General features: G+C 70.8%; 10 protein-coding genes and 3 pseudogenes. 6 read left to right on the forward strand and 7 right to left on the reverse strand.

Annotated elements, in window-relative coordinates; translation table 11 throughout:
* Positions 1-107 precede the first annotated feature (107 nt).
* Positions 108-1,496 carry an FAD-dependent oxidoreductase gene (locus C1I97_RS23405; RefSeq protein WP_111005158.1) on the forward strand — a complete coding sequence of 463 codons (1,389 nt, stop codon included), beginning with the start codon at positions 108-110 and terminating at the stop codon, positions 1,494-1,496.
* On the opposite strand, the gene C1I97_RS23410 is transcribed toward C1I97_RS23405, so the two are convergent.
* Entirely contained in the window at positions 1,493-1,792 is a 300-nt protein-coding gene (locus C1I97_RS23410) for a hypothetical protein (RefSeq protein ID WP_111005159.1), read from the reverse strand. The two genes, C1I97_RS23405 and C1I97_RS23410, sit on opposite strands and share 4 nt — an antisense overlap.
* A 126-nt stretch (positions 1,793-1,918) precedes the next feature.
* On the opposite strand from C1I97_RS23410, the gene C1I97_RS23415 reads away from it, so the two are divergent.
* The 3 genes and pseudogenes from C1I97_RS23415 to C1I97_RS41690 all read left to right on the forward strand — a co-directional run bounded on the left by C1I97_RS23415 (position 1,919) and on the right by C1I97_RS41690 (position 3,595).
* Positions 1,919-2,737, forward strand: a complete 819-nt coding sequence (locus C1I97_RS23415; RefSeq protein ID WP_111005160.1) for a rhomboid family intramembrane serine protease — start codon at positions 1,919-1,921, stop codon at positions 2,735-2,737.
* Positions 2,738-2,781: 44 nt separating this feature from the next.
* Positions 2,782-3,239, forward strand: a pseudogene (locus C1I97_RS43005) (transposase); the annotation flags it as partial.
* A 56-nt stretch (positions 3,240-3,295) separates the two neighbouring features.
* Positions 3,296-3,595 carry a substrate-binding domain-containing protein gene (locus C1I97_RS41690; protein ID WP_258382706.1) on the forward strand — a complete coding sequence of 100 codons (300 nt, stop codon included), beginning with the start codon at positions 3,296-3,298 and terminating at the stop codon, positions 3,593-3,595.
* Between the two features lie 261 nt (positions 3,596-3,856).
* Here the strand turns inward: C1I97_RS41690 and C1I97_RS23425 are convergent, their stop codons facing one another.
* From C1I97_RS23425 to C1I97_RS39325, 5 genes and pseudogenes are all read right to left on the reverse strand, one after another.
* Positions 3,857-4,588, reverse strand: a complete 732-nt coding sequence (locus C1I97_RS23425; protein ID WP_309147823.1) for an isocitrate lyase/PEP mutase family protein — start codon at positions 4,586-4,588, stop codon at positions 3,857-3,859.
* Between the two features lie 3 nt (positions 4,589-4,591).
* Positions 4,592-5,779, reverse strand: coding sequence for a 3-deoxy-7-phosphoheptulonate synthase (locus C1I97_RS23430; RefSeq protein WP_258382707.1), 1,188 nt, complete (start codon positions 5,777-5,779; stop codon positions 4,592-4,594).
* A gap of 102 nt (positions 5,780-5,881) precedes the next feature.
* Positions 5,882-6,130, reverse strand: a pseudogene (locus C1I97_RS41695) (3-carboxy-cis,cis-muconate cycloisomerase); the annotation flags it as partial.
* Between the two features lie 38 nt (positions 6,131-6,168).
* Positions 6,169-6,711, reverse strand: a pseudogene (locus C1I97_RS23435) (FAD/NAD(P)-binding protein); the annotation flags it as partial.
* 35 nt (positions 6,712-6,746) lie between these two features.
* On the reverse strand, positions 6,747-6,926 hold the full coding sequence (locus tag C1I97_RS39325) for a hypothetical protein (RefSeq protein WP_146608270.1): 180 nt from the start codon (positions 6,924-6,926) through the stop codon (positions 6,747-6,749).
* A gap of 256 nt (positions 6,927-7,182) precedes the next feature.
* On the opposite strand from C1I97_RS39325, the gene C1I97_RS23440 reads away from it, so the two are divergent.
* Together C1I97_RS23440 and C1I97_RS23445 are read left to right on the forward strand one after the other, a co-directional pair.
* Positions 7,183-8,046 carry a LuxR family transcriptional regulator gene (locus C1I97_RS23440; protein ID WP_111005164.1) on the forward strand — a complete coding sequence of 288 codons (864 nt, stop codon included), beginning with the start codon at positions 7,183-7,185 and terminating at the stop codon, positions 8,044-8,046.
* Between the two features lie 86 nt (positions 8,047-8,132).
* Positions 8,133-9,131: a histidinol-phosphate transaminase gene (locus C1I97_RS23445; RefSeq protein ID WP_111005165.1), complete on the forward strand. Its 999-nt coding sequence runs from the start codon at positions 8,133-8,135 to the stop codon at positions 9,129-9,131.
* Between the two features lie 21 nt (positions 9,132-9,152).
* Here the strand turns inward: C1I97_RS23445 and C1I97_RS23450 are convergent, their stop codons facing one another.
* Positions 9,153-9,830 carry a TRM11 family SAM-dependent methyltransferase gene (locus C1I97_RS23450; protein WP_111005166.1) on the reverse strand — a complete coding sequence of 226 codons (678 nt, stop codon included), beginning with the start codon at positions 9,828-9,830 and terminating at the stop codon, positions 9,153-9,155.
* Between the last annotated feature and the right edge of the window lie 78 nt (positions 9,831-9,908).

Here is a 9,908-nt window from a genome sequence, read left to right on the forward strand (position 1 = left end):
CCCTTCCCCACCTCCGCACCCGCACCCGCACCCGTCCCTGCCACGCCCGAGCCGGCCGGGGAGCCGGGCGAGCGGGGCTGAAAGGCCTTCTCCCGTAGCGTGTTCGCATGAGAAGGAGCGCCAAGGAACGACTGGTCGTGATCGGTGGCGACGCCGCGGGGATGTCCGCGGCGTCGCAGGCACGGAGGATGCGCGGGCCCGACGAGCTGGAGATCGTGGCGTTCGAACGCGGCCACTTCACCTCGTTCTCGGCGTGCGGCATCCCGTACTGGGTGAGCGGCGACGTCGACGGGCGGGACCGGCTGATCGCCCGCACGCCCGAGGAGCACCGCGCGCGGGACATCGCTCTGCGGATGCGCACCGAGGTGACGGAGATCGACGTGGCCGCGGGGCGCGTCCGCGCGCGGGACGTCGACTCCGGGGCGGAGTCCTGGACGTCGTACGACAAACTCGTGATCGCGACCGGGGCCCGTCCGGTCCGCCCCGACCTGCCCGGCTTCGACGCGCCCGGTGTGCACGGCGTGCAGACCCTGGACGACGGCCAGGCCCTGCTCGACAGCCTCACGCGCGCGCGTGGCCGTCGGGCGGTGGTGGTCGGCGCCGGTTACATCGGCGTGGAGATGGCCGAGGCGATGATCAAGCACGGCTACGAGGTGACGGTCGTCGACCGCGGCGAGGAGCCCATGTCCACCCTCGATCCGGACATGGGCCGCCTGGTGCGCCGGGCCATGGAGGGCCTGGGCATCACCATGGTCGGCGACGCCGAGGTGACCAAGGTGCTCACCGGTGACGACGGTGGGGTGCGGGCGGTCGCCACCGAGGACGCCGAGTATCCGGCGGACGTGGTCGTGCTGGGCATCGGCGTACGTCCCGAGACGGCGCTCGCGCGGGCGGCCGGGCTCCCGCTCGGCGCGCACGGCGGGCTGCTCACCGACCGGGCGATGCGGGTGCGCGGCCACGAGGACATCTGGGCCGGCGGGGACTGCGTGGAGGTCCTGGACCTGGTCTCCGGGCAGCAGCGCCACGTTCCGCTGGGCACCCACGCCAACAAGCACGGGCAGGTCATCGGCACCAACGCCGGCGGCGGCTACGCCACCTTCCCCGGCGTGGTCGGCACGGCGGTGAGCAAGGTGTGCGACCTGGAGATCGGGCGCACCGGACTGCGGGAGAGGGACGCCCGCCGGGTGGGCCTGCAGTTCGAGACGGTCACCGTCGAGTCGACCAGCCGCGCGGGCTACTACCCCGGCGCCTCCCCCATGACGGTCAAGATGCTCGCCGAGCGTCGCACCGGCCGTCTGCTGGGCGTGCAGATCGTCGGCCGCGAGGGCGCGGCGAAGCGGGTCGACATCGCCGCGGTCGCCCTCACGGCCGGACTGACGGTGGAACAGATGACGGCGCTGGACCTGGGCTACGCCCCGCCGTTCTCACCGGTGTGGGACCCGGTCCTGGTGGCGGCGAGAAAGGCGGCGACCAAGGTCCGCGACAGCGCTCCCTAGGCGGTGCCGTTCAGCCTCGGCAGGGAGGAGACCGAGCCACTGGACGACGTCATCGCCGTCGCCGTCGCCGTCGGCTGTTCGCCGGCCGGCCTGGCGTGCGCGGCGGTGGGCCTCACGGAGCGCAGCCGGTGGCTGACGGCCTCGTCCAGCGTGACCGGCCGCTTCATCTGGGACGCCAGCCGGCCGGCCTCCTGGCCGAGCCGGGCGACGTCCTCCCAGGGCAGCCGCACCACCAGCGAGAGCTCGGCCTCTCCGTCGGGCAGCGCGTGCATGGGCGGAACAACTCGGTCACTCATCGCCTGTCCCTCACGTCGTCCCCGCGGCCCGCCTTCCCCGGGCCGCGGGTGGTCTGTGGAGGGATACGGACACGCGGACGGCGGCGTTCACCGGTTCGGCGAACACATCGGGGGCAGTACTTCCCTGTGGTCATCCCCGTCCATGATGTGAACCCGTCGCGGCGCACCCCCTGGGTGACGTACGCCCTGATCGCCGCGAACTTCGTCGCGTTCCTGCTCACGCCCGGCGTCTCCGGCTCGGTGGCGGGCGGCAGCTCGCTGGCGCAGCTGTGCCATCTGGAGGCGTTCACGGAGCAGTACGCGCTCGTGCCGAGAGAGCTGATCCACGGCCGGATGCCGTCGCTGGTCCCGACCGGCGCCGTGGGCGTGGGCGTGCACGGACCGGGGTGCGTGCTGGGCCCGCCGGCCTACGACAAGTCGCCCGTGCTGTCGGTCCTCACGGCGATGTTCCTGCACGGCAGCTGGCTGCACCTGCTGGGGAACATGCTGTTCCTCCTCATCTTCGGCAACAACATCGAGGGCCGCATGGGCCATGTGCGGTACCTGCTGTTCTACGTGGCCTGCGGCTACGCGGCCGCATACGGATTTGCTCTCACGAACTCCTCCTCCACCACTCCCCTGATCGGCGCCTCGGGAGCCGTCGCCGGCGTCCTGGGCGCCTACCTGGTGCTCTACCCGAGGGCGCGGGTCTGGATCCTCGTCCCCTTCCTCCTCTTCCTGCCGCTGCGGCTGCCGGCCTGGATCGTGCTGGGCTTCTGGTTCGTGCTGCAGGCGTTCTACTCCACCGGCGAGGCCATCGCCGAGGCGGGCACCGTGGCATACCTGGCCCACGTGGTCGGCTTCGCCGCGGGCATGCTGCTCGCCTGGCCCCTCAAACCGGGCACTCCCCCACCGCCCGAACCGCGCGGCGTCCTCTTCGGACGGCAGGCGCGACGGGCCTGGTAGGGCCACACGCCAGGGGACGGGCTTGGGCGTGTTGGGGTGGCGGGGTGAGCGAGCGCAAGCCGTACCCCGGCGACTCGTCCGACGCCCGGTGGGGCCTGATCGAGCCGGTGATCACCGCGTGGAAAGAGCGGCACCCCTCCGTCAGCGGTCACCGGGGCGCCCATGCGGTGCGGGAGACCGTCAACGCGATCTTCTACCAGAGCCGGACCGGCTGCCAGTGGCATTACCCGCCGCACGACCTGCCGCCGAAGAGCGCGACGTACTGCTACTTCGCCAGGTGGCGTGACGACGGCACCGACCAGGTCATCCATGAGCTGTTGCGCTGTCAGGTGCGGGAGCGGGAGCGGGCCCGGCGATCAGAGGAGCCGACCCTGGCGGTGCCGGACACGCAGAGTGTCCACGCGACTGCGGGTTCCCGCGACCACGACCGGTCAGATGCCGCGAAAAGGCGCCGGGCCGCAAGCGGGACCTGGCGTTGGATCCGCTGGCGCTGGTCGCGGCGCCCGGACCCCGCCGACCGGGGAGCCTGTCGCGACGGCCGAGCTGACCGGGCAGCTCTTGCCGGCCACCGAGCCGGGCTGCGCCTACCGGGAGCTGTCGGCGCTGGAGCCGGTGGAGTTCATGGAGTTCGGCACGATCGAGGCGGTCAAACGCGCGGCGGCTGCCGGCCTCGGGATCGCGTTGCTGCCCGAGGTGACGGTCGCCACCGAACTCGCGGAGAGTTCTCTCGCACGGCTCTTCCGGGAGCCGCCGTTCACGCTTCGGACGCAGCTGGCGCGGCGGTCCGGGAAGCGGCTGCCGGTGCATGCCCGGCTGTTCGTGGAGCAGGCACGGCGACTGGTTTGCGAGCAGGCGTGACCTTGAGGCCGACCGTCACGGTCAGCGGGACGCCGAGTGCCTGGACGAGGGCGACGAGGTGCGGGCGTGCGCCGGTGATCCGCTTGGTGACCAGCGTGGACATGCTGTGCAGGAGGAACGACCGTGGCGACCGAGATCGACGTGTTCTCGTCCGAATCGATGCCGTCGGCAAGCGCAGGTCACCCACCCGGTCACCGGCCTCGCCGACGTGCGAGGGGGCCGTGAGTCCACGAAATTTCCGGCCCTTTCACCGCGGGTGCGTCAGCGCAGTTCCGCCGCCATCGCCTGGACCGTCTCCGTGATCCGGCCGTGCAGGGTGTGGCCGTACGTCACCCGGGCCGCGCCCAGGGTGCCCAGCTCCGACGGGGTGGGGCCGTTCGGAAGGCAGAGGGCGTTGATGGGGCGGTCGACCGTGGTCGCGATGTCCGGCAGGAGCTCCGGCGGGGCCAGGATCGGGTAGATGACGTCGGCGCCGGCGCGGGCGTAGAGCACGGCACGCTTGACCGTGGTCTCCACCGAGTGCTCGCCGAACAGGTACGTGTCCACGCGGGCGTTGAGCACCAGGTGCTCGCCCGCCGCCACGCTGACCTCAGTCAGCCAGTCGGCGTGCTGTGCGGCGTCCTTGAGACCGCCGGTCAGGGGGTCCGTGTCCTCCAGGTTGCAGCCCACGGCTCCGGTGTCGAGAAGGCGGTCGACGAGTTCCTGGGGGGCCAGGCCGTAACCGTGTTCGACATCGGCGGTCACCGGTACGGACACGGACCTCACGATGCGGGCGATCGCGGCGAACATCTCGGCGGGCGGGGTGTGGCCTCCGTCCCGGTAGCCGAGGGTCGCGGCGACGGCCGCACTGGACGTGGCCAGGACGGGGAAACCGGCGTCCGCGAAGGCGCGGGCGCTGACCGCGTCCCAGACGTTGGGGATGACCAGGGGGTCGGACGGATCCTGGCGTTCGTGCATCGCGCAGAACCGCTGTACGGTTGCACGGGTCTCCACTGCTTACCTCCTGTTGAGCTGGTACTTGGCGTACAGGTCGGACAGCTCCCACGCCAGGTCGAGGGACTGTCCCCGGTTCAGCCTCGGGTCGCAGGCCGTCTCGTAGCGGGCGGGCAGGTCGCCGGTGGTGACCTCGTACGTGCCGCCCAGGCATTCGGTGACGTGTTCACCCGTCAGCTCGACGTGGATTCCTCCCGGGTGGGTGCCGCACTCCAGGTGCACCTCGAACCAGCCCCGGATCTCGTCGAGGATGTCCGCGAGTCTACGGGTCTTGCATCCGTCGGGTGCGGTGACGGTATTGCCGTGCATGGGATCGCAGATCCAGGCGACACGGGCACCCTCCGCCGTCAGCCTCCGCACGACTCCGGGCAGGACGTCGCGCACGGCGTCGGCGCCCATGCGGGTCACGAGGGTGAGGCGACCGGGTTCACGTTCCGGGTCGAGCCGGTCCAGGAGGGCGGCCGCCTCGTCCGGGGTGGTCGTGGGTCCGAGTTTGACCGCGATCGGGTTGCGGATGCGGGCGGCGAAGTCGATATGGGCGCCGTCGCGTGCACGGGTGCGTTCGCCGATCCACAGCAGGTGCCCGGACAGGGCGTACGGGCCCTCGGGCGTGATACGCGTCAGGGGGTGCTCGTAGTCGAGGACGAGCGCCTCGTGGCTGGTCCAGAACTCGGTGTTCTGCCGAGCCGCGAACGTGCGCAGCAACTCCAGGGTGGTGGCCGAGACGCGATGGGCACGGGTCAGACGGGACGGGTCGGGGGTGCGGGCCTCCGCGGTGAACGCGTGGCCGTTGACCAGGTCGCCGCGGTAGACGGGCAGGGTCACCTCGCCCCGGGTCTCCTGCGGCTTCGAGCGCGGCTTGGCGTACTGGCCCGCGATACGGCCGACGGTGGCGACGGGCAGCGCGGACGCTTCGGAGACGATCGCCGCCATCTGGCCGAGCGTGCGGAAGGTGGCTTCGATCCGGTCCGGCTGGGCCGCCTCGAAGGTCTCGGCGCAGTCGCCGCCCTGCAGCAGCAGCGCCTCGCCGCGGGCGACGACGGCCAGCCGCGCGCGCAGGGCGTCGCACTCCGCGGGGTGGACGAGGCCGGGGGCGCGGCGCAGTTCGGCGACGGCCGCGGCGAGGGCCCCGGGGTGGGGCCAGTCGGGCTGCTGCGCGGCGGGGAGTTCGGGGAACTCCGGGACGTCCAGTACTCGTTCGGCACGTCCGTGCTCCGCGGGGTCCTCGGGGGGCGCGGTGAGCTCGGTCGGGGTCACGTCAGGGGTTCCCCTTCTCTTCAGGGCACGGTCGACCAGGCTTCCCGCCGCTCCCGTGTACCGGGCCGGGTCGAGCAGAACGGCCACTTCCTCGGGGGTGCACACGCCGTGCAGCTCGGGCAGCCGCGCGAGGACGTCGCCCAGGGGACGTCCCTCGCGGTCGGCGGCTGTGGAGGCGTCGGTGAGCAGCTGCTTCGCGGCGGCCTTGCCGAGACGGGGTGCGAGGACGGCGGCGAGACGCTCCGAGACGATCCGGCTTCCGGTCAGGTCGAGGTTGGCCCGCATCCGGGCCGGGTTCACGGTGAGCCCCTCGGCGAGTTCGACCGTGGTGTCGGAGGCCCGATGGAGAGGAAGGCGTTGAGCGGGGTGTACCAGCCGTGCAGGGCGTCGCGGTACGAAGCGCCGTCGATGCCGCTGTGGTCGACCACGAGACGTATCTCGTTGCGCAGGTCGCGCAGGACATCGAGGGCGGCCTTGACCGGTCCGCTGACGTTGCCTTCGCGAGCGTGCGCCACGTCGGCGCGCAGATACGCGAGGAGCCAGCTGTGGAAGTCCTCGGCACCGGTGAACTCGCGCCGGCCGTAGGGCCGGGCGACGCGCTCCCAGTCCCAGTGGTCCGCCGCGTCCACCGCGGCCTCGTCGAGCAGAGCCTGCTCCTCGGCGCCGGGTGCCGCAGCCGGATAGCGGTCGGCGAAGGCGGTGCCGTCGAGGCCGTGGGAGGTGAGCAGTGCCGCGTAGTAGACGGCCTCCACCTCTTTGGCGATCAGCGGCCACACGTCCGCGTCGAAGTCGGCTGACTCACCGCGGGCGGCGCGCGAGCGCAGCTCGGCGGCCTTGGCGGCGGTCAGCAGTCGCGGGTGGTGTCGGCAGACGGCGGTTGGGGTGGGGGTGAACGGGAGAGTCACGCTCCGGACCCGTTCCAGCCGATGTCCCGCCCCGAGCCCTCCACCACGTTCCAGCCGATGTCCCGCGCCACCGCGGACGTCGCCCCGGCCGGTACGAGTCCGAGCAGCAGGACCGCCAGCCCGCCCACCACAGGTCTCGCCACGGCACGCTGCACGAAGAAAATCCCCCTGGACACAGAACTCCCCTTTTCTGTCCACACACTGGAAACCGGCGCGCGGGAACTCACCCGCCGCCTTCGGAAATGATTCGCAGACGCAAGAATGGAAGATGAAAATCCGTTTCTCGTCGCTTCCCTGAGACGCGCGTCCGGAGCCGACTTCCTCCCCCCGGCCCCTCGCTGCGGCTCTGTAAAGAAATCTGCCACTCCTGGAGTTCCCGCGACAGATCCTCAATACTTCGGGTCGGCGCACTGCCGGGAAACGAGGGATCAGATGAACATACCGAATGATCACGCGAGTACGCTGCACCACGTCGCGCGCACCTTGCATGAACTCGCGGACACCGTGTCCAACCAGGCGGATCAAGCGGAAGCGGACTGCTCCGGTTGCGGCTGCGCCAAAGCGCCCGCCGGCATCACGTACATCCAGGGAATACCCGAGATCCAGGCGACGATCCAGCGCGCGGTCGACCGGTCCACGTCCGAGATCCTCACGGCACAGCCGGAGGGCCCGCGGCCCGAGGCGGTGCTCCAGGACGCACTCAGCGGCGTCCGCGGCCGGATCGCCGCCGGGGTGTCGATGCGCACGCTCTATCAGCACAGCACGCGGTTCGACGAGCCGACCAAGGAATACGTCCGGGCGGTCACCGGCTACGGCGTCCAAGTCCGCACCCTCGCCGAGTTCTTCGACCGCGTGATCATCGTCGACCGCAAGCTCGCGTTCATCCCCGGGAACGCGGACCGCACCACGGCCGTCTTAGTCACCGAGCCTGCCATCGTGCGGTTCCTGGTCGACATCTTCGAGCGGGCGTGGGACCGTGCAGAGCCCCACCCGTTCCTGCCGGTGCGGGCCGCCGAGGCCGCAACCGACATCATGCCCGCGATGCGGGACGCCATCTGCAAGCTGCTGACGGAGGGAAAGTCGGACCGGGAGATAGCCCGGCGACTCGGGTTCAGCCTGCGTTCACTGCAGTCCCATGTCGCCCGTCTCAAGGACCAGTACGGCGCCCAGCACCGCCTGCAACTCGGATACCTCATGGCAATCGAGGAGGCGCAGGCAGCGGCGAAACCAAAGGAAAATAACGGGGAATCGGGTGAACCACTGCGGGACCTTGCGGGGGAATTCACGGGAATTTAGGCTCGCGTCGCACGGGTCGATCGCACCATTCCCGGATCCCGTGGTCGCACTGCTCTGTGACTTCTCCGAAGGACACGTAGGACTCCATGACACCGCTGACGCCGTACAGCCTCTTCGCCAACGAGAACCCGTATCCGCCGCTACCCTCCGTACGGGAGCTCCTCCATGCCGAGGCGGCCCGCATCAACCGCTACCCCGACCGGTACGCCGTCGCGCTGACCGAGGCTCTCGCGCGCCGGTTCGACGTGCCGACCGGGCATCTGACGCTCGGCGCCGGATCCGTGGGCGTGACCCTGCACCTGCTGCACTCCGCGCTCGGCACGGGCGGTGGTGACGTCGTCTTCGCCTGGCCCTCGTTCGAGGCCTATCCGCATCTGACCCAGGTGTGCGGCGGAACCCCGGTCCCGGTGCCGCTGGACGGTCACCGACACGATCTGGACGCACTCGCGGACGCGGTGACCGCGCGTACACGCGTGGTGTTCGTATGCAATCCCAACAATCCCACGGGTACGGTGGTCGGCCGCGGAGAACTGGAGCGTTCTCTCGCCAGGATTCCGGAACACGTCCTGGTCGTGCTCGACGAGGCATACCGGGAATTCGTCAGGGACGCGGACATACCCGATGGCATCGAGTTGTACCGTGACAGGCTCAACCTCGTGGTACTGCGCACCTTTTCCAAGGCATACGGCCTGGCAGGGCTGCGCATAGGATTCGCCGTCGCCCATGACCCCGTGGCGGCCGAGATACGTGGCGCGGCGGTGCCGTTCGGGGTCGGCTCCCTCGCCCAGGCGGCGGCCGTCGCCTCCCTCGATGCCGAGGACGAACTGATGGGGCGGGTGGAGGCCCTGGTCAAGGAGCGCGAGCGGGTACGGCACGGGCTGCTCGCCGCCGGCTGCGAGGTGCCGCCGTCGGAGGCCAACTTCCTGTGGCTTCCCCTCGGCGAGAGGACCACCGCGTTCGCCGAGGCGTGCGCGGCGCAGGGGGTGCGGGTGCGGGCCTTCGACGGGGAGGGCGTGCGCGTGACCGTCGGCGAGCCGGAGGCCAACGCCGTGGTGGTGCGGGTGGCGGCGGCCTTCGCCGGATGACACCTCACGGCGGCCGTCCGGCTATGCGGCCGGCTTCGTAGCCGTCAGCAGGTACTCGTGCGAACGGTTGGTGACCAACGGGTCGTCGCCGTCGACCGGCCAGTCGTAGAGGTGGACGCGTTCGTCGCCCAGGGTCAGATGGCGGCCGAGCATGCGGGCCGCGTCCCACGCCAGGGGGACCATCGCGCCGTCGATCCGCCGGTTCTGCACCGCGATCACCGCGTACGCACCCGGCCGCATCACCGCGGCGATGGCGCCGAAGGCGTCGTCGAGCGCCCCCAGATAGACGTCGTACTCACGCAGCGCGTACATGGTCGCGGGGCCGGCTCCGGTCAGGTCGAGCGCCGTTCCGAAGTAGGGCAGGTCGCACAGGACCAGGTCCACGGACTCGGGGTCGAGCGGCGGCTTGCGGGCGTCGCCGCACAGCATCCTCTGCCCGGGGTACGGCGCGATGCGGCGCCGCGCCTGCTCCACCCGGTCCGCGTCGATCTCCAGGCCGATGCCGCGTCTGTCCTCGACCGCACAGGCCACCAGGGTCGTGCCCCAGCCTGCGAACGGGTCGAACACCACATCTCCGGACTCACTGAACTCACGGATCAAAGGACGGAGTTGGGCCACCATGCCGCAGGAGCCCGCGGCATCGGGCCGCACGAACTCGGGGTCCTCCTCCCCGAGGACCAGCCAACTGGAGACTCCCATGGACGATCACAGCCTTTCGGACAAGGAGAACGGGCAGGGCGCTGTCTCTTATAAACATCTGACGCTGCCGACGAATAG

Origin of the sequence: Streptomyces sp. NTH33 (assembly GCF_003236365.1) — a bacterium.
Classification (GTDB): Bacteria; Actinomycetota; Actinomycetes; order Streptomycetales; family Streptomycetaceae; genus Streptomyces.

Coding starts and splice junctions, on each gene's coding strand:
- C1I97_RS23450 (WP_111005166.1), bottom strand. CDS start 9,830: ATGGGAGTCTCCAGTTGGCTGGTCCTCGGGGAGGAGGACCCCGAGTTC.
- C1I97_RS23445 (WP_111005165.1), top strand. CDS start 8,133: ATGACACCGCTGACGCCGTACAGCCTCTTCGCCAACGAGAACCCGTAT.
- C1I97_RS23440 (WP_111005164.1), top strand. CDS start 7,183: ATGAACATACCGAATGATCACGCGAGTACGCTGCACCACGTCGCGCGC.
- C1I97_RS23410 (WP_111005159.1), bottom strand. CDS start 1,792: ATGAGTGACCGAGTTGTTCCGCCCATGCACGCGCTGCCCGACGGAGAG.
- C1I97_RS23405 (WP_111005158.1), top strand. CDS start 108: ATGAGAAGGAGCGCCAAGGAACGACTGGTCGTGATCGGTGGCGACGCC.